At 38.2% G+C, this 25,438-nt stretch carries 22 protein-coding genes and 1 tRNA gene; 11 read left to right on the top strand and 12 right to left on the bottom strand.

Annotated elements, in window-relative coordinates; translation table 11 throughout:
- The first annotated feature begins 13 nt into the window (after nucleotides 1-13).
- Entirely contained in the window at nucleotides 14-418 is a 405-nt protein-coding gene (locus LVD16_RS04250) for a hypothetical protein (RefSeq protein ID WP_233772347.1), read from the top strand.
- Here the strand turns inward: LVD16_RS04250 and feoB are convergent.
- Nucleotides 415-2,529, bottom strand: a complete 2,115-nt coding sequence (gene feoB, locus LVD16_RS04245; RefSeq protein WP_233772346.1) for a ferrous iron transport protein B — start codon at nucleotides 2,527-2,529, stop codon at nucleotides 415-417. The two genes, LVD16_RS04250 and feoB, sit on opposite strands and share 4 nt — an antisense overlap.
- Nucleotides 2,530-2,754, bottom strand: a complete 225-nt coding sequence (locus LVD16_RS04240) for a FeoA family protein (protein ID WP_233772345.1) — start codon at nucleotides 2,752-2,754, stop codon at nucleotides 2,530-2,532. It lies immediately after the preceding gene.
- 174 nt (nucleotides 2,755-2,928) lie between these two features.
- On the opposite strand from LVD16_RS04240, the gene LVD16_RS04235 reads away from it, so the two are divergent.
- Nucleotides 2,929-3,714 (top strand): Fpg/Nei family DNA glycosylase, encoded by a 786-nt coding sequence (locus LVD16_RS04235; protein WP_233772344.1) that lies wholly within the window; start codon nucleotides 2,929-2,931, stop codon nucleotides 3,712-3,714.
- A gap of 37 nt (nucleotides 3,715-3,751) precedes the next feature.
- On the opposite strand, the gene LVD16_RS04230 is transcribed toward LVD16_RS04235, so the two are convergent.
- Nucleotides 3,752-6,727, bottom strand: a complete 2,976-nt coding sequence (locus tag LVD16_RS04230; RefSeq protein WP_233772343.1) for an AsmA family protein — start codon at nucleotides 6,725-6,727, stop codon at nucleotides 3,752-3,754.
- A gap of 47 nt (nucleotides 6,728-6,774) precedes the next feature.
- Nucleotides 6,775-7,149, bottom strand: coding sequence for a hypothetical protein (locus LVD16_RS04225; RefSeq protein ID WP_233772342.1), 375 nt, complete (start codon nucleotides 7,147-7,149; stop codon nucleotides 6,775-6,777).
- A gap of 180 nt (nucleotides 7,150-7,329) precedes the next feature.
- On the opposite strand from LVD16_RS04225, the gene LVD16_RS04220 reads away from it, so the two are divergent.
- Entirely contained in the window at nucleotides 7,330-8,211 is an 882-nt protein-coding gene (locus LVD16_RS04220) for a hypothetical protein (RefSeq protein ID WP_233772341.1), read from the top strand.
- A 20-nt stretch (nucleotides 8,212-8,231) separates the two neighbouring features.
- Here the strand turns inward: LVD16_RS04220 and LVD16_RS04215 are convergent, their stop codons facing one another.
- Entirely contained in the window at nucleotides 8,232-9,026 is a 795-nt protein-coding gene (locus tag LVD16_RS04215; protein WP_233772340.1) for a (Fe-S)-binding protein, read from the bottom strand.
- A gap of 18 nt (nucleotides 9,027-9,044) precedes the next feature.
- Nucleotides 9,045-10,367, bottom strand: coding sequence for a 4Fe-4S dicluster domain-containing protein (locus LVD16_RS04210; RefSeq protein ID WP_233772339.1), 1,323 nt, complete (start codon nucleotides 10,365-10,367; stop codon nucleotides 9,045-9,047).
- A gap of 81 nt (nucleotides 10,368-10,448) precedes the next feature.
- Here LVD16_RS04210 and LVD16_RS04205 point away from each other — a divergent pair.
- Nucleotides 10,449-10,521: transfer RNA gene (locus LVD16_RS04205), tRNA-Phe, on the top strand.
- A gap of 226 nt (nucleotides 10,522-10,747) precedes the next feature.
- Nucleotides 10,748-12,133, top strand: a complete 1,386-nt coding sequence (locus tag LVD16_RS04200; protein ID WP_233772338.1) for a sensor histidine kinase — start codon at nucleotides 10,748-10,750, stop codon at nucleotides 12,131-12,133.
- Between the two features lie 8 nt (nucleotides 12,134-12,141).
- On the opposite strand, the gene LVD16_RS04195 is transcribed toward LVD16_RS04200, so the two are convergent.
- From LVD16_RS04195 to LVD16_RS04185, 3 genes are read right to left on the bottom strand one after another with little or no spacing between them, the layout of a single operon-like run.
- Nucleotides 12,142-12,915: a pseudouridine synthase gene (locus LVD16_RS04195; protein ID WP_233772337.1), complete on the bottom strand. Its 774-nt coding sequence runs from the start codon at nucleotides 12,913-12,915 to the stop codon at nucleotides 12,142-12,144.
- Between the two features lie 28 nt (nucleotides 12,916-12,943).
- Nucleotides 12,944-13,513, bottom strand: a complete 570-nt coding sequence (gene scpB, locus LVD16_RS04190; protein ID WP_233772336.1) for an SMC-Scp complex subunit ScpB — start codon at nucleotides 13,511-13,513, stop codon at nucleotides 12,944-12,946.
- Nucleotides 13,514-13,900, bottom strand: a complete 387-nt coding sequence (locus tag LVD16_RS04185; protein ID WP_233772335.1) for a TraR/DksA family transcriptional regulator — start codon at nucleotides 13,898-13,900, stop codon at nucleotides 13,514-13,516.
- 162 nt (nucleotides 13,901-14,062) lie between these two features.
- On the opposite strand from LVD16_RS04185, the gene LVD16_RS04180 reads away from it, so the two are divergent.
- A complete protein-coding gene (locus tag LVD16_RS04180; protein ID WP_233772334.1) occupies nucleotides 14,063-15,142 on the top strand; it encodes an isoaspartyl peptidase/L-asparaginase family protein in 1,080 nt (359 codons plus the stop codon).
- Here the strand turns inward: LVD16_RS04180 and LVD16_RS04175 are convergent.
- Both LVD16_RS04175 and LVD16_RS04170 read right to left on the bottom strand, forming a co-directional pair.
- A complete protein-coding gene (locus LVD16_RS04175; RefSeq protein WP_233772333.1) occupies nucleotides 15,139-15,324 on the bottom strand; it encodes a hypothetical protein in 186 nt (61 codons plus the stop codon). The two genes, LVD16_RS04180 and LVD16_RS04175, sit on opposite strands and share 4 nt — an antisense overlap.
- A gap of 116 nt (nucleotides 15,325-15,440) precedes the next feature.
- Complete coding sequence (locus LVD16_RS04170) at nucleotides 15,441-18,023, bottom strand: lamin tail domain-containing protein (protein ID WP_233772332.1); 2,583 nt, start codon at nucleotides 18,021-18,023, stop codon at nucleotides 15,441-15,443.
- A 71-nt stretch (nucleotides 18,024-18,094) separates the two neighbouring features.
- On the opposite strand from LVD16_RS04170, the gene LVD16_RS04165 reads away from it, so the two are divergent.
- The 5 genes from LVD16_RS04165 to mfd all read left to right on the top strand — a co-directional run bounded on the left by LVD16_RS04165 (nucleotide 18,095) and on the right by mfd (nucleotide 25,149).
- A complete protein-coding gene (locus LVD16_RS04165; protein WP_233772331.1) occupies nucleotides 18,095-19,087 on the top strand; it encodes an aspartate-semialdehyde dehydrogenase in 993 nt (330 codons plus the stop codon).
- The gene (locus LVD16_RS04160) at nucleotides 19,087-20,268 is read left to right on the top strand and encodes a THUMP-like domain-containing protein (RefSeq protein WP_233772330.1); all 1,182 of its coding nucleotides are present in this window, start codon (nucleotides 19,087-19,089) and stop codon (nucleotides 20,266-20,268) included. Before LVD16_RS04165 ends, LVD16_RS04160 begins: the two co-directional genes overlap by 1 nt.
- 221 nt (nucleotides 20,269-20,489) lie before the next feature.
- Nucleotides 20,490-21,086 (top strand): Crp/Fnr family transcriptional regulator, encoded by a 597-nt coding sequence (locus tag LVD16_RS04155; protein ID WP_233772329.1) that lies wholly within the window; start codon nucleotides 20,490-20,492, stop codon nucleotides 21,084-21,086.
- 66 nt (nucleotides 21,087-21,152) lie between these two features.
- Nucleotides 21,153-21,707 (top strand): DinB family protein, encoded by a 555-nt coding sequence (locus tag LVD16_RS04150; RefSeq protein WP_233772328.1) that lies wholly within the window; start codon nucleotides 21,153-21,155, stop codon nucleotides 21,705-21,707.
- A gap of 139 nt (nucleotides 21,708-21,846) precedes the next feature.
- Nucleotides 21,847-25,149 (top strand): transcription-repair coupling factor, encoded by a 3,303-nt coding sequence (gene mfd, locus LVD16_RS04145; protein ID WP_233772327.1) that lies wholly within the window; start codon nucleotides 21,847-21,849, stop codon nucleotides 25,147-25,149.
- 2 nt (nucleotides 25,150-25,151) lie between these two features.
- Here the strand turns inward: mfd and LVD16_RS04140 are convergent, their stop codons facing one another.
- The gene (locus tag LVD16_RS04140) at nucleotides 25,152-25,403 is read right to left on the bottom strand and encodes a hypothetical protein (RefSeq protein ID WP_233772326.1); all 252 of its coding nucleotides are present in this window, start codon (nucleotides 25,401-25,403) and stop codon (nucleotides 25,152-25,154) included.
- Nucleotides 25,404-25,438 lie beyond the last annotated feature (35 nt).

The following is a 25,438-nucleotide window of genomic DNA, read 5'->3' as shown; positions in this document are numbered from 1 at the left end:
GTAACAAAACAATATGTCTAGCTATTCTTCTTTTAAGAAAATAGAAAATGAAATCTATCTCAATAAGATAGAACCAGTGGGTGCCACTGTGGAATACTTCGAGCAATATCTCGATGATGCCCTTGCTTTCCTAAACTCTCTAGAAAGCAAAAGTATCTTAATTGTGGACCTAACAACTGCTAAAATGCTTACAGCAAACCTCAAGTCCAAATTGGGGTATTTTTATAGAGACCACCGAGAGCTTATCAAAGAAAAAATTCTTGGAGCAGTATACATTGCCCCATCACCAATTATTCAGATCACTTTGAAAAACGCCTTTTTTATTGGCTCACCTCCCATGGAATACAAAATTGTGAGTAATATGGAGATAGGTATGATCTGGGCTAAAAGAAAGCTAATTCTTGAAAAGACATCTTAAGTTAATCCCTGATATACCAAAAGCGCTGAGCAATAAGCTAATAGTGACATATAGATAAGTTGCAACATAGGCCATTTCCACCCTTTAGTTTCTCTATATACAATCGCCAATGTACTCATACACTGCATGGCAAAAGCATAGAATACCAGCAAAGACAGACCTGTAGCCAATGTATATCTGGGCTCACCCGTTTCCAGATTTACCTCATTCTTCATTCTATTTTTGATAGTGGCCTCATCTTCTGTATCACCTATACTATATATGGTAGCCATTGTACCCACAAAAACTTCTCTAGCCGCAAATGACGTGATTAACGCAATACCAATTTTCCAGTCGTACCCTAACGGCTCTATAGCAGGCTCAATGGCCTTACCAAATAGACCCGCATAGGAGCTTTCCAGCTTATATGATTCTATCCTATTTTGAAGATCCACTTCAGAAATATTTTCCTGGGCATACTTCTGTCTCACAATCTGCTCTGCATTCTCAATATTATCACCCGGACCATAAGAGGCCAGCACCCAAAGCACTATGGAAATAGCCAAGATGATCTTTCCAGCCTCAAGCACAAACGTCTTAGACTTCTCATACATGGTCATTCCTACGTTCTTCCACCTCGGCATCTTGTAAGTAGGAAGCTCCATCACTAAAAAGCTTCTATCCTTAGTTTTTAGTATAAGCTTCATTACCAAGGCTGATATCAAAGCTGCCAAAAAGCCCAGCAAATACATGCCCATAAGTACTAAGCCCTGAAGATTCCAAAATAAGCCATAACTGGTATCTGGCACAATAAGGGCAATAAGAATAGTATAAATAGGAAGCCTGGCTGAGCAACTCATCAACGGAGTTACAAATATGGTTATTAGCCTTTCTTTCCAGTTTTCAATAGTTCTGGTGGCCATGATGGCCGGTATGGCACAGGCCACCCCTGAAATCAAAGGAACCACGCTCTTTCCGTTAAGACCGAATTTTCTCATGATCTTATCCATAAGAAAAACCACCCTTGACATGTAGCCCGTTTCTTCAAGAATAGCTATGAATGCAAAAAGGATGGCGATCTGCGGTATGAATATTACAATACCACCGATACCTGGAATAATTCCTTCCGTAAGCAATCTCGTGAGAACACCTGGTGGCAGTGTATCTGCCAGATAAGCTCCAAACTCAGAGAAGGTAAGATCTATAAAATCCTGAGGCACACTGGACCAGGTAAAAATAGACTGAAATATTAGGAACAGGATCGCAAAGAAAATCACATAACCCCATACTTTATGAGTAAAGATCCTGTCTAAGCGCTGAGTCCAGCGCATAGGTAGGGTAGTGAAATTCTCTTTAACCGAGCCATCAATAAACTGATTGATAGCGGCATAACGGTCTAAAGTTTCTTTTCTTCTAAGCTCATCTTTTGAAAAGTCATGCTTTTCAATGATGTCACTTATTAAGTTCTGCTCGCTTTTAGTAAGTGATTGGTTTATTCTATGCTGCTGAAGCATTTGATATGCCACATAGTCATCTTGTATTGAAAATGTTTCTTTTACTGCCTCAATAGCCTCTGGCGCATGTGAGCGAGCATCAAAAATGGGCTTGAAATTATAATCTATATCAGCCAGTAGTGTTTTCTTCAACAGGTCAATTCCCTTACCTCTTCTGGCCTTCATAGGAATAACCGGCACACCAAGCTCCTTAGAAAGCTTTTTTTCATCTATACTCAGACCCGTTTTCTCCACAATGTCCATCATATTAAGAGCTAATACGGTAGGAATATGCAGATCATACAGCTGAGTAAATAATAGTAAGTTTCTTTTAAAGTTAGAAGCATCAACAATCACCACCACAATATCAGGGTGCAGAGGATTGTCTCTGTTTCCTAGTATATCAAAAACAATTTTTTCGTCAGTAGAATTAGGATAGATACTGTAGGTACCAGGAAGATCTATAATCTCAGCCTTATGTGTATCATCAAGATGGCAAATACCCGTTTTCTTATCAACGGTAACGCCTGGGAAGTTTCCTATTTTCTGATTTAATCCAGTAAGGTGATTGAATAATGAAGATTTGCCAGAATTAGGATTCCCTACTAAAGCAATTTTGGGAATACTCTTTTTAGACATTTACTGAATAGAAATAGTGATTGCTTCGTCTAATCTTAGTGAAAGATTGTAACCGGCAACACTAACGCAAATAGGGTCACCAAGAGGGGCAGCGAAATTAAACTTGATCGGCTGGCCAGGTAGGCATCCCATTTCTAAAAGCTTCAAAGAAAGCGTATCATCCATAAAGCCATTTATTATACCACTTTCTCCCGGGGTCAAATCTACTACACTTCTTGTATTCACCTTCTTTTATTTAGATTAATTACAAACTATTGCGAAGATATGATCTACAGCCCGGTTTGCCAAGTGTTTAATTCAAAATTAGATCAATAAATCTACTGATCTTTGTCATTTTTTTGATTCTAAACATCTAGCCTCAACTATATGAATGGTGACCTGTTTATTTAATAAAAAACAATGCCTGAGTTACCTGAGGTAGAAATGTACAAGAGATATGCAGATAGCACCATGCTGCATAGCAAGATCACCAAGATAGAAGTAGCCGATAAGAAATTAATTAAAGTAGCAGAAACCACCCTGAACAAGCATTTAATAGGACAGGAATTTAAGTCTACTAAACGAATCGGCAAATATCTATTTGTAGAAACTACGGGCGAGAAGTTCATGGTAGTTCACTTTGGGATGACTGGCTCCTGGAAATATTTTAAAGACCTGGAAGATACTCCGAAGTATAATAAAGTGCTCTTTCATTTTAACAATGGTTTTAAAATGTCATACATCAGTAAAAGAAAGTTTGGCTGGATTGACCTTGCTAATTCCATTGAAGAATTTCAAAAGGATCATAATCTAGGCAAAGATGCGCTTCAGCTTTCAGAAACAGAATTCCTAGAATCACTGGAAAATAGAAAGGCACCGATCAAGAGTATCCTATTGAATCAGGATACTATGGCTGGCATAGGCAACTGGATGGCTGATGACATTTTATATCAAAGCCAAATACACCCGGAAAGTCGCGCCGCAGAACTGACCGAGGCTGAGAAAAAGAAAATTTATGATAAGATACAGCGAGTGTGCAAGGTAGCTATAGATAATGAGGCTCATTATGACGATTTTCCGAAAGACTTCTTGATTCACAATCGAAAGAAAGGAGGCAAGTGCTATCACACGGGTGCTGATATTGTAAAAATAACCGTAGGAGGGAGAGGTACTTTCTATTCGCCAGAATGGCAAAAAGAGAAATAAAAAAGGTGCTTCGTGTTTAGCGAAGCACCTTCAAATTTTAGTTATCTTTCTTCTTTTTGAAAAGGTCTTTGATTTTATCTTTAGCCTTATCAACATCTATTTCAGGCTCTTTAGTTTCTTCCGTTTTGGTAGTGTCCTTTTTATCTCTATTCAGGATATTTCCAATCACCTCTTTCGCCTTTTCATCTTTCACCTCATCCAATAGTTCAGATGCTTTTTCTTTCACTTCTTCCTTGGCTTTCTCTTTCACAGCAGTTTTCACCTGTTCTTCCTGCTCATCCATTAATAACTTTGGTTTAGGATCATCATAAGTACCTCCTAATCCAATAGTTACTGGTATCGTGCTGTTCTCAGAAGTACTGCCTCCAGCATATTTAGAGATAAGGCCATTAAACTGACTTCCTAATTTTCCAGCCGGAACATCCATTTTAAGGCTGTAATCTATGCCTCCGTTAAATCCGGTAGCACCTGCCACGGTAGTGGTATAACCAGCAATTTTTACATCAAAAGGCTTCACTTTCAATTGACCATCTTCTATAGTGATAGAAAGCAGCAAATCTTTGATTGTCACTTCATCTGTATCACTAAGTTTAGTGAGGCTGGTAATTCCTTTTATAATTTTTGAGTCAGTCATAGAAGCCTGAAGAATTTTCAGCACTCCACTACCATCTACTGATTCCATCTTTGGCATCATTTCATCATCTAAAAGGCCGCTGATTTTAAAATCGGTAGAAACCTTTCCATCTACATCTTTAGCAATAGGAGCAAAGGCTTTTACTACATTAAATGTTTGGAAAGCCTTCTGGGTGGAAAGCTGGTCAATATCTAAAGAGAAATCATATTTAGGATTTTTTATGTCTTTAGCATTATAAGCTCCATTCACACCAAAATCACCCCCTAAAAGGTTAAACTTCAAGCCCGAAAGATTAGCTATACCATCTTTCACTATAATGTCTCCGGTAGCATTGGTAATGTCCATATCCATTACCTTCACCGTTTTAATATTCGAATGCAACACAAAATCAATATCTTCAGGCACTTGAATTACACCATAAGACTCTTCTTCCGTAACTGTAGTAGCCGGATCTTCCTCTTCGGACATAAACTCATTTAAATCGAGCATATTCGAGCTGAAGTTCATGTTTCCTTTTATAATTTGGTTTTCACCAAACATATATCCAATGTAGTTAGAAACAGATCCATTGATAGTCATGTCACTTTTTCCAACTGTTCCTTTATAGTTATTGATAGTCATTTTCTGAGGATCGAAAGATACCTGAGCATCAGAAATAGTTACATCATAAGGTAGTTCACTATCTTTATAAGTGAACTTACTCACCGTTACCTTACCACTGGTAGGCAAGTTTTGATATCTTTCAGCTTCAAGCTCAGACATTTTACCTGCAGTTTCTATATCCGCATCTATCTTGCCGGTAAGCTCCATACCTTCTAGCGGGAATACTTTTGTGATTTTTTCAAGATCCACACCACCTTTAGCGGTTAAATCCCAGGTATAGTTATCAAGATTTTCGAAAACAAGGCTTGCGGCAAATGGCTCACCATCCATCACCATATTGAAATTATTAACCTCAGCTTTAAAGTCGCTCATCTTTCCAGATGGATCAGCCACTTTTGCATCAAAGCTTAAGTTTTCAAGGGCATAAGGAAATTCGGCAGTTTTTACATAGCCATTTTGCATGCTCATAACACCATTAATGGCCGGAATAACCTGCTTCACACTATCGTAAACACCAGATGCAGACATATCTACATTAAAGCTTCCTTTCAAAGCCATACCTTCTAAAGGAAACATTCTGCTAAGCTCTTCAAGGTTTAGTTTTCCCTTTACATTAGCATCCATGTCATAGTTATAAAGGTTTTTCACTAATAACTTCGCATCAAAAGGATTGCTACCAAACTCTAAATGCAAAGTTTTTAGGTTAACCACGGTATTATCTATCACGCCGTCTTCATTGGCTACAGCCAAATCCATGTTAATATTTTTTACTGCCGTGGGTAGGTCTGGGTATTTAAACATGGCCTCATTCACTTTCATATTCAGGTTAAAAGCAGGCATGTGTAAGCTGTCATATTTACCTTTCACCGCACCATCAAAAGCCAGTGAACCCTCAGTTTCAATATCATTAAATCCTTCGGTGTAAACTCCAGGCACTAACGACAGAAGGCTTTTAAAGCTATTTTCCTGGGTACCATAAGTTAAGTCCATATCCATGCTTCCATCTTCTAATAGGGCAAGGTATCCATCAAAACTTAGGGCAAAGTCATTGATTTTAGCTGTGTTTTCTTTGAATGTATATTTACCATATTCATCGCTAATAGTCAGAACAGCATCAATTTCAGCTCTTTTTTTAGTGATATACTCAATACCATCAAACTCCACTGTAACTGAGTCGGCCACTGTTTTAGTTGATAAATCAAATATATCCTGAGTAAAATCTCCGCTACCGCTATGGTTAAGGCCCACTATTTCTAGAAAAATAGGCATGGTTTTATCATCATATACTACATGCCCATGGGTAATTTCCCAGTGGTCAATTCCAATATTGTAAGCCACTGCTGCAGTATCCGTAGCTGGATCTACTGCGGTAGTATCTGCTATTGCGATATCGTAATTAGCAGTACCATCTTCAAGCACCTTAATCTTAATTTCCGGATGATTCAGTTTTATACCATTGATCTTAATCTGATCACCAAAAAGACTGAAAAGATCTACTTCAACCTCAAACTGTTCTACGGCAAAAAGTATTTGTCCTTCAAATGGTGCATGATTTAACACACCAAAATTATTCAGATTAGCCGTAGCATTAGGAAAGTTTCTGAAAAGAGAAATATCGAAATCTTCTACATCCCAAACCACATCCGCATCAAGAGACTCAGCCAAAGCCTTATCTATACCAGCCTTGATCTGGTCTTTAAATGCAATTGGGATAATGAATAGAGCAGCCAACAGTACCAAAATGATACAGCCAAAAATAATTAGGACTTTTTTCATATGTCTTGTTAAAGTTTAAACCTTAACAAATGTAAGAAAGAATAATTTTATATGTTAGACTGACCTTTCTTGAGGTGAAGATTAACCTTGATATCATCTGCAAATGATAATTCCATCATATCAGGGGCCTTTTTTAAGATCTGATATTTTAATGATATGCCGTTATCTACTCTTTTTAGGGTAAGAGCATTCTGTTGAAGGCTCCATTCGTAGTTAACCTGAGAGGTATCAGAAACTAATAGGGAATTTGTGTTTCCAAATACCTTTAGCTTTGCTCGATTATCTTTATATAATACTAACTCTCCGCTGACCTGCTCTGTACCGGCCTCCCATAAAACATCCCATTGACTTTGCATCATCATCTCCTGATCATCTGCACAGCCAACAGTCACTATAAGACAAATTAACGCTAATCTTTTCATCCATTCTTCGTTTCTAATCAATGAACGGCCGAAAAATTAAAACATTGTAACAGGTGTCAAAAAATTTCTGAGCGAAAATCTAATTCCAATGTTAACTTAATGTTAACAAAAGTTGCCTTGAATTTTATTTTATGTTAACTTAATGTTAAGTTTTTTAAGTAAACTTTAACAGAGGATAAGATGAAGAAGGCTTTTACATTTTTTATGGTTATCGCCACATGTTGGCAGGCACACGCTCAGATACTTTTAACAGACCTCAGTTATCAATCTGCGCTTGAACAATCTCTCATTAAGAAATATCAAAATAATTCCCTTCATGGATATTTTGAGTTATTAATAGCGGCTGATGAAACGATGACAGACGCCGTGGCTAACGAGTTTAATCAGGAGATAGATTTATTTTTAGAAAAATACAATACTAAAATCACCTCGAATCAAATCCAGGGCAGGTATCTTTCTCAACTATTTTATAAAGTGCACAGAAAGTACTTAAAGAGATATGTTCAATATTCTTCATTGAGTGAAACCATTCAAAACGGTAATTATGACTGTCTTTCTGGAACCTCTTTATATGCGGTTTTACTTGAAAAACTTAATGTGCCCTTTCAAATTGTAGAAACTAATTATCACATCTACTTAAAAATAGAAACTGAAAATGGCACCGTACTCATGGAAAGTACAGATCCTTTAAACGGCTATATCGATAACAACAATCAAGTTGCCAGCCGAATGGGCGAAATAGAGAGTGACCAGGAGAAACTTCAGGAAGGTCAGTATGAATTTGAATTTAATATCAACCAAATAATCTCAATGGATGGCTTGGTAGGGTTGCAATATTTTAATCAGGCCGTAGATGCTTTCAATCATCAGAAATTTGATTTAGCTCTTATTCAGCTCGAGAAGGCTAATGTTTTTTATAGCTCAGAAAGAATTATAGAATTTGGTGAGCTTATAGGAAGACAAATTCTAGATAGCAATAAATACTCTTATACTGATAAAAGTGATATGATCAGCAGGGTAAATAAGTTATTAAACTCAGAAGTAACAGTGGCCTCCAGATAATGAGGCCACCAGTATTGTTATCAGTCTAATCCCTCAGACTCAGCTATCAACTCAGCTAGATCCTTCACCTTCACTTCACCTTCTTTTTCTTTGTTTTTTACGCCATCGCTCATCATAGTCATGCAGAATGGACAGGCTACGGCTATTGTATCAGCACCTGTGCTTAGGGCCTCTTCTGTTCTTTCTATGTTCACCTCTTTTTTACCAGGCTCAGCATCTTTAAACATTTGAGCTCCTCCAGCCCCACAACAGAATCCTTTGGTTCGGCAACGCTTCATTTCTATTAACTCAGCATCAAGAGCTTCTAACACCTGCCTGGGAGCCTCATAGATATTGTTAGATCGGCCGAGATAACAAGAATCATGATAAGTGATTTTCTTACCCTTAAATGTTCCTCCACCTTTAAGTGACACTTTTCCATCATTGATTAACTGCTGCAGAAAAGTGCTATGATGAATCACTTCGTATTCACCTCCCAAAGCCGGGTATTCATTTTTGATAGTATTGAAACAATGCGGACAAGCAGTCACTACTTTTTTCACATTATATCCATTCATCACCTGAATGTTTGCCACTGCCTGCATTTGAAATAAGAATTCATTTCCAGCTCTTCTTGCAGGATCACCAGTACAGGTTTCTTCAGGTCCAAGCACCGCGAATGAGATTCCCACTTTATTCAAAATCTTAATAAAGGCTTGGGTAACATTCTTATATCTATCATCAAAAGAACCGGCACAGCCAACCCAAAACAAAATTTCAGGTGACTCTCCACTAGCGGCCATCTCGGCCATGGTTGGTACTTTATATTTACTCATATCTATATCTTTAATATTTTAGTCCTTCTTTAAATCATCCGCCCATTTAAACCTATCTGTAGGCGCAAATTTCCACGGCGCAAAATTGGTCTCCACATTTTGAAACATACTATTCCATGAAGCTGGCGAGCCGGACTCTTCCATGGCTACATATCTTCTCATCTCAAGTATTATTTCTAATGGGTTGATGCTTACAGGGCAGGCCTCAACACAAGCATTACAACTTGTACAGGCATTGATCTCCTCTTTGGTGATGTAATCTCCAAGTAAAGATTTGCCATCCTCCAATCCTTTACCACCGGTAGCCAGGCTTTTACCTACTTCCTCAGCTCTATCTCTGGTATCCATCATAATTTTCCTAGGAGAAAGCTTCTTACCGGTCTGATTAGCTGGACACTCTGACGTACAGCGCCCACATTCCGTACAGGCATAAGCATTCATGATATTTTTCCAGGTAAGGTCATTTACATCCTTAGCTCCAAACCTTGCGATCTCTTCAGGAGGTGCGGCAGGTTGTTCTTGTTGAATACCAAGCATCATATTTACCTCATTGGTAACTGCCTCCATATTTCTCATCTCACCCTTGGGCCTTAAATCTCCATAGTAGGTGTTCGGGAAGGCCAGGAATATATGAAGATGCTTAGAGAAGGTAACATAAATGGCGAAACCAAGAATACCTACAATGTGGAACCACCAGGCAAACCTTTCAATAAAAACCAGGGTGCCTTCACTCAACCCTGAGAACAAAGGCATAAGGAAACTACTGAAAAACAGCGATCCCGTGGCAGTATAATGTTCATTTTGGGCTTGTAAGAGCTGATCAGTAGCGTTCATGGTTAATATAGCTAGCATCAGTACAATCTCTATAACAAGAATAAGATTAGCATCTAAAGTAGGCCAGGAGGTCATCTCTTTAGAGTGGAACCTCTTCAAACGAATAACATTTCTCCTTATTAAGAAAACCACACATGAGAACAGCACAGCCACTGCCAAAAACTCAAACACATTCATTAAGACAGAATAAAAACCGCCCAATAGTGGAGCAAATATTCTATGCTGCCCGGTAAGCCCGTCAATGACGAACTCCAAAACTTCCAGATTTATAACAAGAAAGCCTACATAAATGAGCAAATGCAAAAAAGCAGGTACAGGTCTCTTGAACATTTTTTTCTGACCGAAGGCAATCAGAAACATATTTTTCATTCTCTCCGATCCATTATCACTAAGGTCAATATCTTTACCTAGTTTGATATTGGATCTTATTCGCGAAATGCGCTTAAAAAGAATAAATGAGGCGATACCGAGCGTGACTAAGAACAGTATCTGTTGTATGTATTCCATAGAAAAAAAATTTATATCTAATTTTTAAAGTTTTTGTTTGCACCACAAATAAATTTATATAGTTTTGCATCCTCTTAACAAGGTGCTGTAGCTCAGTTGGTAGAGCATCGGACTGAAAATCCGTGAGTCGGTGGTTCGAGCCCACTCAGCACCACCCAAAAGCCTCGCTATTTTAGTGAGGCTTTTTTTATGGCCTCTTATTTCCTTTTCCATTTTTTCAATCGATTTCAATACAGTATCTAGCATACATAAAGTTAATATTTCTATAACAAAATAGTATGCAAGCATACTATTTTTGCTAATAATTTATAATCCTTCTTGATAAGTTTCCTTGATAACTAATAATGATGTAACTATCTTGGCACCTTAATTTTAAGTCATTGTCAGAGCTCTCGGTAAGAATATTTTCTCAGTATCTCATTCAGGGAATTTGGTCAATTATACTAGGCCTACTATTCTTTTATACTTTTAGGATATACAAGCGACACTACCTGAAGTTGTGGTCATGGTGCTGGTGGGCATTTGCTCTTTATATGCTCACTTCTGGCCTAAACCTGTATGCCTCGTGGGTTTACCCTGTTCAAAATCCTATACGAATAGCGTTATCAACTATTTCAATAGGTTTTGCCTACATACAAGTATCCCTTCTCCTAATAGGTACCTGGGAACTGATAAGGAACAGAAAGTTCTATTCTGGTCACCTCAGAATCATTTTATTCATAGCGGTATTTTTAGCGCTTTTATCAAGTATTCTCTTTATAGAAAATGCTGACGGACAGGATCTTAGATTCTTTATTAGAGTAAGCTTTAGAGCTCTCATTACCGGGGCCGGTTTCTTCATCACCGGTTTATGGATGATTACTAATCTTTCCCATGACAAAAGCCTGGGTAAGAGGCTGTTGATTATTGCTTTCCTCATCTATGGAGCCGAGCAATTTAATTATTTTCTTCTGGGATTTTTTCCATTGATCAATGTAGATATCAGCTTCCCTTACATACAGTATCTTGGGCTCCTTGATTTCTTCTTAGAAGCTCTTGTAGGAATGGGTATGGCCATTTGGCTTTTAGAAAATGAAAGAAGGGATCTTGAAAAAGCCAATGAAGATCTCGATAATTTCTTCTACAGTACCAGTCATGATTTAAGGTCGCCAATAGCATCCATTTTGGGTCTTATAGGCCTTGGAAAGGTTCATATAAAGGATGACACTGCACTTGAGTTTTTTGAGAAAATAGAAGGCCGAGTGGACAAGTTAGATGCGGTGATCAATGATATTCTCAGCTATGCTAAAAGTGTGAAGCACCATCTTAAGATAGAGCCACTAAACTTTGTGCAGATTATTGAAGAGGTGAAGACCGCCCTGGAATTCAATGAAGGGGCATCTCAGATAGAGCTGCAATACGATCATTCTGGTATTCAGGTATTTAGTGATAAAATAAAGATCACTACCATCCTTCATAACCTCATCTCCAATTCAATTAAGTATCATGATTTGCACAAGGAGAAACCTTTTATAAAAGTAGATTTAATTAAAGAAGGTGGTAGGGTAAGTATTGTGGTACAGGATAATGGCAGTGGAATTAAGAAGGAAAATCAAGGAAAGATTTTTGATATGTTTTACCGGGCCTCAGGAAATTCCGTAGGCTCCGGCTTAGGATTATATATCGTTAAAGAAGCTGCCCACAAACTTAACGGTACCGTTAAGGTGGATTCAGAGTATGGAAAAGGCTCAACTTTTACCGTGAGCCTGCCGTCAATGGCTCCGTAACCTCTTTCTTAATTAAGATGCTTAAGTTTGATGACTTCTTTTTCAGTAAGCATTCTCCATTTACCTCTTGGTAAATTTAGCTTGTCTAAAAATCCATACATCACTCTATCAAGCTTCTCTACCTCGTAGCCAAGGTGCTCGAAAATTCTTCTTACAATTCTATTCTTACCAATGTGAATCTCTATACCCAGCTGTCTTTTATCGCCATCCAGAATAGCCAGGTTGTCCACCACTGCTAATCCATCTTCTAGCTCCAGACCAGACTGAATTTGAATAAAATGTTCCTTGGTAATGCTTTTATCAAGGTCTACCTTATAAATCTTCTTCACCTTATGAGAAGGGTGAGACAGCTTCTTTGCTAACTCTCCATCATTCGTGAAAAGAAGTAAACCAGAAGTATTTCTATCTAATCTTCCTACCGGGTAAATTCTCTCCGAACAGGCGTTCTTCACCAAATCCATAACAGTTCTTCTGTTTTCAGGATCATCGGTGGTGGTAATAAAATCTTTTGGTTTATTTAATAGCAAATAGATATGCTTTTCCGGCACAAGCTTCTTGCCGTTATGAGTTACCTTATCTTCAGGCTTTACTTTAAAGCCCATTTCAGTAACTACTTTGCCATTAACTTTGATCTCTCCGGCTTCAATAAGTTTATCAGCCTCTCTTCTTGAACACACACCTGAATTGGCAATATATTTATTCAGCCTGATATCTTCAGTTTGTGGTTGCTCCTTCCGCACTACTTGCTTTACCCGCGAGGAGCCTTTTTTTCTAGGTTTCATATTTTTAACACAGTATCGCTACTGGATTTTAATTCTCGTCTGATTCTTCTCCAATCACATTGTCACCAGCCTCCGCAAAATCCTTGGGAGTTGGTAATTCTTTTAGGCTGTTAATGCCAAAATATTCCATAAAACTATCACTAGTGCCGTATAAAAGCGGCCTGCCGATAGCATCTGCCTTTCCTTTTATTTCTATCAAACTCTTCTCCAAGAGCTTTTGCACCGCATAATCACAGCTTACTCCTCTGATGCTTTCTACATCAGATTTGGTTACTGGCTGCTTGTAAGCAATGATAGAAAGCGTTTCCAGCGCAGATGTAGATAATCTACGTTTTGACTGCTGCTTAAGCATAATGCCAATACTGGCTTGATAAGCCGGCTTAGTCAAAAACTGATAGCCTCCACCACTATGATTTAAACTAAAGGAAAAATTATCACCCTCATACTTCTTACCTATTTCCTCCAAGGCTGTTTCTATGTCTTCCATAGGCACATCCGCCTCAAACATTTCAGATAAGCATGCTTGTAAATCCTTTTCCTTAATAGGGCTGGTAGAGCAGAATACTAGTGCTTCAATATGGTTTTGAAGAAAATCCAATTAATTCTGTTGGCTCAATTTAGCCTCAATAGATTGTGTAGTATGAGGTACTGCTTTAAGTCTTTCCTTAGCAATCAACTTTCCTGTTACAGAACACACGCCATAAGTACCGTTTTTGATTCTTATTAGAGCATTCTCAAGATTGTTGATAAATTTTTGCTGTCTTGCCGCTAACTGACTAAGATTTTCTTTCTCTGCCGTATCCGCACCATCTTCTAAGACTTTGGTATTACCAGAAGTGCTGTCAGTGCCCTCATCATTGCTTTTATTTAAAGATCCTTTTAAAATCTTAAGCTCGCCTTTGGCTTTTTCCAGCTTTTCATTGATTAACGTTTCAAATTCCGCTAACTCAGCGTCTGAGTACCTGGTCTTTTCTTCCTTGCTCATGGTTAATTAGTTTAAGTGATAACTTGGATTTTTTACAAATCGCCTAAAAATAATTTATGAAAACGAAAAACAAAAAAATCAGTATGAATAAATCTTTACATGAGCGGTTAGATAAATTAACCTCACACTTCTAATTTAAGGCTGCAAATTAAACTCATTATTATGAATTTAAGACTACACATACTTATTAATTGCATTGTTCTTTTATCCTTTTTCTTCAGTTCATGTAAGCAGCATGGCGAAGAAAGTGACAGTTCAGCCCTTAACGCAAAAACTACTGAAGTGGTTCAAGGAGCCGGACCAATTACTTTGGTGATCCATGGTGGCGCCGGTACCATCAAGAAAGAAAACATGACTCCTGAACGAGAAAAAGCTTATCAAGAAAAGCTTCAGGAAGCGTTAAACACTGGTTATCAGATATTAAAAGATGGCGGATCGGCTTTAGATGCTGTAACGGGAACCATTCAGGTAATGGAACAATCACCTCTATTTAATGCCGGAAAAGGTGCCGTATTCACCAATCAGGGTAAAAACGAATTAGATGCCTCCATTATGGATGGAGCCACTGGCATGGCTGGCGCAGTAGCAGGCATAAGCCGCATAAAAAGTCCTATTCTAGCCGCTCGTACCGTAATGGAGAAATCACCTCATGTAATGATGGCTGGCCACGGTGCAGAGGTTTTTGCAGAAGAGCAGGGCATGGAAATGGTAGAGCCATCATACTTTTTTGATGAAACGAGGTTTGAGCAATTCCAAAAAATAAAGGAACAGCAGGACAACAAGGAAACGGCCTATATGCAAACTTATCCTGACTATAAATTTGGAACTGTAGGCTGTGTAGCACTTGACTCGAAGGGAAACATAGCAGCAGGAACATCCACCGGAGGAATGACAAATAAAAAATACGGAAGAATAGGAGACTCTCCAGTTATTGGCGCAGGCACCTATGCTCATAATGAGACATGTGGCATATCAGGCACAGGACATGGCGAATACTTTATAAGAGAAGTGATTGCTTATGATGTTGCCGCTAACATGAAATATAATTACATGACGGTTGAGGAAGCCACAAAAGAGGTAATCAGCAGGAAGCTTACAGAAACAGGAGGAACAGGCGGCGTTATTGCACTAGACCGACAAGGAAATGTGGCCATGACGTTTAACACCGCGGGAATGTTCCGAGGATACATCAAAGAAGAAAATAAACCTCAGGTATTTATGTATGGGAATGAATTGAATTAATTCCCTACTAAAGTATGCTTGGTAAGCTCTAAATGCTTCGTATTGATATGCTTAATCCTTTCTTTCAGGGTTTCCATATCCATACTTATGCGATACTTCAATTTGATATACCTTCGAATTACATCCATTTTACGACCTTGTCGCAAATGATAAAGAATAGAGTTGTCAATTACGCAGTTCATAACTATAGCACGAGTTAATTAGTCTTACAATTTAATCAAAAAAAATTAATTATAGGAGGTTTGCAATCGATTTCTGATTCATTTTCCTGATTAGTTAAAAATTTTCTTGCTAAATCTTAATAAGTCGTTCCCACCGCCAGCCGTTCTTTATAAATACGCTCGTTTCCTAAATCATCAAATACCTGAAAATATATAATATAGTACCCTACTCTTGCTTTGTGCCCTTCATCGGTAACTCCATCCCACACATAGAACCCTTCAGCAGCCAAGTAATCATTAGCGGCAAGCATTTTAATTGATCTTCCATTTGAATCAAACACTTCAACATTTGAAACATAACCCGGCTTATCAAAACTATAGCTGATTGTAGTGTAGTCCGCTTGGCCAGAACCATCAGGAATAATTATTCTTGGGCTAATATCGATACTACCCATGGAAAGCTGGCCGGGCTCTAAGAGTTGAGAATTTTTATAGCCTGGAGTTGCATATCCAACAGATGAGGCCGCTGATTTCCAGTTATTTGCATCATTAGCGGAAGCCGTAATTGAAATACGCTCCAGAGAAACACCCTCCACTGATTTCAGCAATTCAAAATGTAGGTCTTCATCATAATCAAAAGACTCATTTATCAGGCTATCGGCTGCCTGAATTTCTACAGTTCCCTGATCGTTTGGAAAAGAAGGAAGATCAGCCTCAAAGAACCTTTCAATGTTACCTAATGGATATTGCTCATGCAAAATGACTGGATCATCGGTGAACACAATAAATTCATGAGGTGCAATCACTAAATAGTTGGTAGAAATAACACTATAAGAGCTTCCATTACTCAATTTCCAATCTTTCAGATTAATATATTTTTCGGAGTCATTATACAATTCTACAAAATCAACCCCTCCAGTTCGGGGGTTAAAGAGAACTTCATTAATTACGAGCTCTCCATTTTCAGGCTTCTCTATCAGATAAAATTCAGCTTTACTAGACAGGTGAATCTTATTTCCGTTACAATCAGTAATATTGACCACATCTAATTGATAGGCCTGCCGAGCCTTTAATCCTTCACTCAAGGATAACCACGCTGATTGCAGATCATCACTTAGTTCAACTCCGATAACATTCACAGAAGGAGAAATAATAAAGTCATTAGCCTGTATAGTAGAAGCATCCAACACTTCATTGAAGCGAATGAGCACACTATCTTCAGATACTGCGAATACCTCCAGAAGTTCTGGCCCCATCAAATCTGGCTTGTCACTTTTTATAGAATTTTGCGCTCCCGGTGTGCCTCCTTTTATATCGGTAGATGAAGACCAATTAGCGGCTCCTCCACATAAATTATTAGGGTCAATAAGTTCCAAAGACCAACCACCATCACGATTGGAAGAACTGCTATGCCAGCCATCATCATACTCGACGGAGTCTATTGCAATTGATGATTTTATCACAAGTTGATCTCCACCATTATTAAGGCTTGGCCAGGGATCTACCGTGGCTACCTGGCCGTAATCTGAGTATTCAAGCTCAAAACCCTCAGGACATAGTATTACATATTCACCTGCCAGCAAATAGCTTTCAGAAATTACGCCAGAAGAAGATGCATCACTCAGGGACCAATTATCAAGATGAATAGTTTTTTCACTTCGATTATAAAGCTCTACAAATTCAGAAGTCGGCAAGCCCACTGAAGGCTCGTAATCAGCCATTATTTCATTGATAATCAAATCTTTGAAATCAGCTTCTTGGGCAAGATAAAAGGTAAGCTCGTCATGGAACGGCACCAACTTATTACTTAGTAAGTCCTCAATATTTTCAACAGACATTTGATATAAAGTACCCTCAACAAAAGGATGGTCAAATGTCAATTCAACCTTCAATCCAGAATCCTCCAACTCAGCCCGAGAGGGTAGTGCATCGTCTATTTTATAATTAGCAACCTCCTCAGCCGTGGATTGTAGCACCTCCTCAGAAAATTCGATGCTCACCTTATTCATTGCAATAAAATCAACATTAACTATAGATGGTGGGATTCTATCAGCACCTATTTCTTGAACAATGACATTGTCAAAGAAGTGGTTATGCTTAGGAGCAGATGCTGTTGATTGCTTTATTAAAAAGCCAAAGGAAGAAGTAGTGTTAATATCAGAGTCGGCAATTGATCCGATGGAATCATAAACACCTGTATACCCCTTATCTAGCATTAAGGTCCAAAGGCCAGTATCACGAATCACTTTTATTTGAAAGGGATTATCCGAACTACTGCTAATAACACCATCGGCCTCTATTAGAATTGAAGATGCACCATTGAGCAATTTGAAAAGGCTTACAGCATCATTGGTTCCACCCAATCTCAGACAGTATCCATTTTTTGTTTGCAGAAGATTTGAACTATCTGATAAGAGGAAAACATCAACATAATTAGCCCCTGAGGTGGCGAATTTAAGGTTTATTAAAAATTCAAATTCTACATCTTCAGCTAATTGATTTCCTGTGGAAAGATAATAAGTAGCCGCACCGTCACTGTTAGACTGTAAAATGCCATTAGCTACCTGCCACAAATTATCACTACCTTGCCAGGAAGGATTATTCAGAAAGTCAGAATCAGAAAAATCATCGTATACCTGTGCACAGCAAGGGTTTAGGTTAATTATAAATGACAGTATAATATTGGCTGAAAGAAATAAATGCCAAATAAATCTATTCATTTATAATAAAATACCACATAAAATGTATAAAAACACTATTTTTGGGTCCAATTTTATAAAAAACAATAAACATGAAATTAGCAGTAGTCGGTGCCACTGGTTTAGTTGGCCAGGAGGTACTAAAAGTCATCGATGAAAGAAATTTTCAATTCGACCAATTATTTCTCGTAGCCTCACCAAGGTCTGTAGGTAAGGAATACACTTTTAAGGGTAAGACCTATAAGGTGATTGGTATGGAAGATGCTATTGCTAATAAACCAGATGTAGCTATATTTTCAGCAGGCGGAGGCACATCATTAGAGTGGGCTCCGAAATTCGCTGAGGCTGGTTGTATAGTGGTGGACAATTCTTCTGCATGGAGAATGAGCCCTGACCACAAACTTATTGTGCCTGAAATTAACGCTGAAGCATTAAGAATAGATGATAGAATCATCGCTAATCCGAACTGCTCTACCATTCAGATGGTATTAGCGTTAGCTCCTTTACACAAAAAATATAAAATAAAGAGAGTGGTTGTATCTACTTATCAGTCTGTTACTGGAACAGGAAAAGATGCAGTAGATCAGCTTATGGGGGAAAGATCAGGCAATGAAACTGCCAAGGTGTACCCACATAAAATAGATATGAATGTTCTTCCTCATATAGATGTATTCCAGGAAAACGGATACACTAAGGAGGAGATGAAAATGGTAAATGAGACAAAGAAAATCCTTGATGATCAGTCAATTGCAGTAACTGCAACAGCCGTTAGACTACCTGTTATGGGTGGTCATTCTGAATCTGTAAATGTAGAATTCCACAAGGATTTTGACATTAAGGAAGTTTATGAGCTATTGAGCAAGACTCCTGGTATAGTAATAGAAGACGATGTAGCCAACAACGTTTACCCTATGCCATTAAATGCTCACGGAAAAGATGAAGTTTTTGTCGGAAGATTAAGAAGAGATGAGTCTCAGCCAAACACATTAAATATGTGGGTGGTGGCAGATAATCTAAGAAAAGGAGCTGCTACGAATGCCGTTCAAATTGCAGAATTCTTAGCCGCCAATAATTTAGTTTATTAATGATAGACCTGCTTCTTCAAACAGAAGTACAACAATTTATAAAGGATCATGAAAATCATGATCCTTTTTCACTTTCACTAAAATTTAAAGAAGTCTGCGGTGTGCCTGTGAAGTTAGTAGCTGAGCAGATTGCTTCCAGAAAGCGAGCTAAAAGCAAGCTTCCAGACTGGCATCAGGCAGACAATATTGTTTTTCCTCCTCAGATATCCATGGAGCAGTGCTCTTCGCAAGCCACTGCTTTATATAAAGCCCAATTAGTTGAGGGGCATAGAATGTATGACCTAACAGGCGGCTATGGTATTGATTGTTACTATTTAAGTAAGCGTTTTGAAAAAGCCGTTTATGTGGAAAGGCAGATGCATCTCTGCGAAATTGCAGCTCACAACTTTCATGCTTTAGGATCTGATAATATCTCCGTTTGCAACGAAGAATCAATACCGTTATTGAAAAGTATAGAAAATACTGATTTGGTGTATATTGACCCTGCCCGCAGAGATGAGAATAGCCAGAAAGTAGTTTTGCTCGAAGACTGTGAGCCCGATGTAACACTAGTAATCGATCAGCTTAAAGGAAAGACCAAGGAGATCCTTATAAAAACCTCACCTATGCTGGATATTCATCTGGCGCTGAAAAGCCTGGATTATGTAAAAGCTGTCCACATCGTATCGGTTAACAATGAATGTAAAGAGGTGCTTTATCATATTGATTTTGACCATTCTGGGGTAGCCAAAACTCATACGGTAAATCTCCATGGTAATTCCGAGCAAACTTTTTCATTCCATCATTCAGAAGAGGTCAATTGTCAGGCTAATTATGGAGAGCTTCAAGGGTATTTATATGAGCCCAATAGTAGTGTTATGAAAGCTGGTGCCTTTAATATGCTTACACATGCATTCCCAGTAAAAAAGATGCATCCTAACACTCACCTATATACAAGCAATGAATTAGTTGATGATTTTCCTGGGAGAAAATTCAAGGTGAAATCAACCGTTCCTTATAATAAGAAGAAGATCTTGAGCGCATTGGGTTCTAAGAAAGCTAATATTACCACTCGCAATTTTCCTGAGGAAGTAAAAAGTATTAGAAAAAAAACAGGCTTGCAGGAAGGGGGAGATCTGTATCTTTTTGCCTTTACGGATTTAAATAATCAAAAGGTAATAGCAATTACTGAAAAGGCTTAGGAAAATATGATCAACATAAGGTAATGTATAACAAATACCACCACTGTGGCCAACCCATAAGTCTCTAAGATTTTCCATCTATTTTGACGTTCCATCCACCAAAGCATAATCACAGGCCTATAAAGTCCTACAATCGTACAGACCAGGCACGTCCAAATTAACACTCTTGTAATAGATAAGAAATCATCCATTCAGTAGTTTTTAGTATTTTTAATCCAATTATGCCCAGCAAAGATAGAAATAGTTTCGGCCTGAGCCAGCTCCATAAATACGTTAAACTACTTTCTGATATGCCAGATGATGACTGGCTTGAGTTTAGCCAATATTGGAAATCTTATGATTTAAAAAAAGGCGAATATCTGATAGAAGAAGGAAGTATTGAAAAGTTCTTTTATTATGTAGTGAAGGGAGTTTTAAGAGGCTTTTATTTAATTGATGGTGAGGAAACCTGCGTTGGCTTCACTTATGATGATGACTATTCCGGAGCTTATGACTCTTTTTTAAGCCAAACTCCATCAGAATGGTCTTTGCAAGCACTTACAGAATGTAGCTTATTGCGCATTTCGTATTCAGACTTAACCATGATGTTTGATCGGTTTAAAAGTGTAGAGCGCTGGGGCAGAAAATTCAATGAGAAAATACTCATTGGTATGGCTAAAAGACAGCTTGAAGTTCGATCTTATACCGCTGAAGAAAAATTTGAAAGACTACGAACTCAAAGTCCACATATTTTTCAGCTCGTTCCTCAAAAGTATTTGGCCTCTTACCTGGGCATGACGCCCGAAACTCTGAGCCGACTAAGGAAAAAATGCCGATAGGCGAACTTGATCTATATCAATCTGCAATTAGAAAGTGATCACTAATTTTAAGAAAAATATAGAAACATGGATCAGGAAACTCTCATCAATAAATTAACACAGGATAATCTTAACTTACAGTCATTTGCCGCAGGCCTTCATACCCTTTCGAGTAATGAACTAGAAGCAAAGAGCAGTGGTGGCTGGAGCGTGTTGGACTGTCTGCACCACATGAATATCTCAATGGAAGTTTATCTTGAACAGATAGAGCCTAAGCTTATTCCGCCTTTAGATAAGAAAAAGAGCAATTTCAAAACAAGCTGGATTGCCGCCTATTTTGCGAAAGGCATGGAACCAACTACAGATGGACAGCTCAAAAATAAAATGAAGACCTTCAAAAAGCTTGATCCCATTCTCAATGAGGTGAAAAGTGATGTTTTAAAACAATTTGAACAAAACATTAAAAGAACCCTGCAGATCATTCAGCAAATTGAGCAGAAGAACTTGAGAGCATTCAAGGTAAAGACTGCACTAGGACCTATTCTAAAATTCTATCTCGGGGATAGTATCTGGTTTTACACCGCTCACAACCTTAGACATATGCATCAAATTCAAAATATAATTCACGAGCACCACCAATAACATTTTTAACAATAAACTAATACGCTTACCTGCCTACTCATTTATTATTCAGTAACTTTGGCCCTTCAATTTTGTTGATAGCTGAGTGAAAGCAGGAGAACTACTTAAGTTATATAAGGCGGACAGTATTATTCAAACTATGGCTGAGGTAATCAAGCCTAATGAGGATAACTGCGTCCAGTTAAAAGGATTAAGAGGGAGTTTAGATGCTATTTTGGTGGCCTCGCTCTATCAGATCAATCACCAAAACCACCTGGTTGTGCTTCATGATAAAGAAGAAGCCGCCTACTTTCATAACGATTTACAAAACCTACTTTCAGGTAAAGAAATTCTCTTTTTCCCTACCTCATATAAAAGACCGTATGAGTTTGAGGAAACAGAAAATGCCAATGTGCTCATGCGGGCCGAAATTCTTAACCGTGTAAACCATAAGGCTTCTACAGGTGAGATTATAGTGACCTACCCAGAAGCATTAACGGAGAAAGTAATCAACAAAAAATCACTTCTTAAGAATACCTTTTCAGCTAAGGTGGGGGAAGAAGTGGATATCGAATTTTTAAGTGAACTGTTACTTACCTATGATTTTGAAAAAACTGATTTCGTATATGAAGCAGGCCAATTTTCAGTTCGTGGTGGTATTATAGACATATTTAGCTACGCTCAGGACCTACCTTATAGACTAGAACTATTTGGTAATGAAATAGATAGCATAAGAACATTTGATCCTTCATCACAGCTTTCTGTGGAAACAGTGAAGGAGATTAATTTAATCCCAAATGTTCAGACCAAACTCATATCAGAGGAAAGGCAAGGCTTCATAGATTTCTTGCCAAGAAATACCAAAATATGGTTTAAAGATCATCAGCAGACACTTGATGTTATTGATGCTTACTTTGAAAAGGCCAAAGGCAGTTTTGACCAGATATTGCAAGAAAGTGGTGATACTCAGATTGTTTTAAAGCCGGAAGATCTTTTTGAGACAGCAAAAAGTTTTGTGGCTCAAACCACTGAATTGTCAAAAATAGAATTTGGTAATCGTTTTTATTTCAAAGCAGGCGAAACTTACAGCTTCGAAGCAGAACCTCAGCCTTCATTTAATAAAGATTTTAAACTGCTGGCTCAGAATCTATCTGATAATCAAGATCAAGGCTACACCACACTCATAGCATCTGATTCACAGCAGCAACTGAACCGCCTTCAATCTATTTTTGAAGAAATAGACCATAACAGCGACTTTCAGGGTCTCAATATCAGTTTGAGAGAAGGATTCATTGATAGCACCTTGAAAATTGCTTGCTATACTGATCACCAGCTGTTTGAAAGATTTCATAGGTATAAAACTAAAGACCGTCAGTCGAAGTCTAAGGCGCTAACTCTTAAAGAACTAAGAACGCTGCAACCAGGCGATTTTGTTACCCATATTGATTATGGTATTGGAAAATTTGCCGGACTGGAAAAGAGAGAGGTTAATGGTAAAGAGCAAGAAGCCATTAGACTTATATATAGAGATGATGATTTACTTTATGTAAGCATTCACTCCATCCATAAAATTTCAAAATATACAGGGAAAGAGGGAACACCTCCTGCTATCAGCAAGCTTGGTTCTCCAGAATGGGAAAACAAGAAGAAGAAAGTTAAAAAGCAGGTAGCCGATATAGCCAAAGACCTGATTGAGCTATATGCCAAACGTAAAAAAGCACCTGGTTATGCTTTTACTAAAGACAGTTTCCTCCAAGCCGAATTGGAATCATCCTTTATATATGAAGACACCCCTGACCAGGCGAAAGCTACTGAAGATGTAAAGGAAGACATGCAGAAGCAGCACCCTATGGATAGGCTGGTGTGTGGTGATGTTGGCTTCGGAAAAACAGAAGTGGCTATAAGAGCGGCATTTAAGGCAGTAACTGATAGCAAGCAGGTTGCAGTTTTGGTGCCTACCACTATCCTAGCCATGCAGCATTATAACACCTTCAGAGCCAGGCTAGAGAATTTCCCTGTGAAGGTGGAATACATCAATAGATTCAAATCTACTAAAGAGATTAAAGACACTCTGAAAAGAGTTAAAGAAGGAACTACTGACATACTAGTTGGAACTCATCGTATAGCTAGCAAAGATGTTCAGTTCAAGGACCTCGGGCTCATGATTATTGATGAGGAACAAAAGTTTGGTGTAAAGGTGAAAGAGAGGCTTAAGGAAATGCGTGTAAACGTAGATGCATTAACATTAACGGCTACTCCTATACCTAGAACACTACATTTCTCTTTAATGGGAGCGAGAGATTTAAGTATCATTTCTACCCCTCCACCAAACAGGCAACCTGTTACTACAGAGCTTCATACCTTTAATGAAGAAGTGGTGAGAGATGCCATCAGCTTTGAGCTAAGACGTGGGGGGCAGGCGTTTTTCGTGCATAACAGAGTGGGGGACATTGAAGAGGTCGCAAATATCATCCTTAGATTGGTTCCAGATTCAAGAGTTGGAATTGCTCATGGTCAGATGGATGGCCCTGTTTTGGAAAAAGCCATGATGAAGTTCATCGAGGGTGAGTATGATGTTTTGGTATCTACTAACATCATTGAATCTGGGCTGGATATTCCGAATGCCAATACCATAATTATAAACCGGGCTCATATGTTCGGCCTTTCAGATCTACACCAAATGCGTGGTAGAGTAGGGCGAAGCAATAAGAAGGCCTTCTGTTATTTATTAACACCTCCTACCATAGCGCTTTCGTCAGATGCAAGAAAGCGACTAAGTACGTTGGAAGAATTTTCTGATCTTGGCGATGGTTTTAAAGTGGCCATGCGAGATTTAGATATTCGTGGAGCAGGAAACCTATTAGGAGCGGAGCAAAGTGGATTTATCTCAGACCTTGGGTTTGATATGTATCACAAAATACTGGATGAGGCAGTACAAGAGCTAAAAGAAACAGAGTTTAAAGACCTTTTCGTAAAAGAACTGTCAGAAGCTGCAAAGGTCCTTGTTCAAGACTGTAATATTGAAACGGATCTGGAAGTAGTTATTCCGGATGAATATGTAAGCAATATTTCCGAAAGACTAAGCTTGTATTCTCAACTAGACAATATTAAAACTGAAGAGGAACTTCAAGCCTTTACAGAATCTATTAAGGATAGGTTTGGTCCTTTACCAGAGTCAGTAAAAGAACTCATTGAAACCGTGAGATTAAGATGGTTAGCCGAACAGCTAGGCTTTGAAAAGCTTACGCTTAAAGGTGAAAAGATGAAAGGTTATTTCGTAAGCTCAGATAAGGAAGAATATTTTAAATCTGAAACCTTTGGTCGTATCCTCGCTTACGTACAAACCAATGCTAAAACATGCCGATTAAAAGAGGTCAAGGATAAGTTAATCTTAACTATTCAAAACGTACTCACAGTTAATCAAGCCATTGAAATCCTGTCTGGAATAACAGGGAAAAAGTAATCTTAGAAAGCTAACTCTCCAATTTGAATATCATTCAAGTAAGGAGCAAGGTCATCTGTAGTGTCAAATGCATTGATTCCCAATACTTTATTCTCGTAAGGAGCGTAACATACCTCTACAAAGTAGCCACCTAGATAATATAAATAGAACTTATTATCATCTTCAGTTCTGTAGATAAGGTAGTCCGCGAATACCGTTATAAAGTCACATTTTTTGTCGAAAGGTAAAATTTTGAAATCGTCCAAAGGTATCATATCAATTCAGTTTTAGTTCCTATTTGTTTTCTCTT

The sequence above is a fragment of the Fulvivirga ligni genome, from assembly GCF_021389935.1.
GTDB classification, from domain to species: Bacteria; Bacteroidota; Bacteroidia; order Cytophagales; family Cyclobacteriaceae; genus Fulvivirga; species Fulvivirga ligni.
The sequence above is the reverse complement of the archived record's forward strand: the minus strand, read 5'-3'. Positions and strand labels throughout refer to the sequence as shown.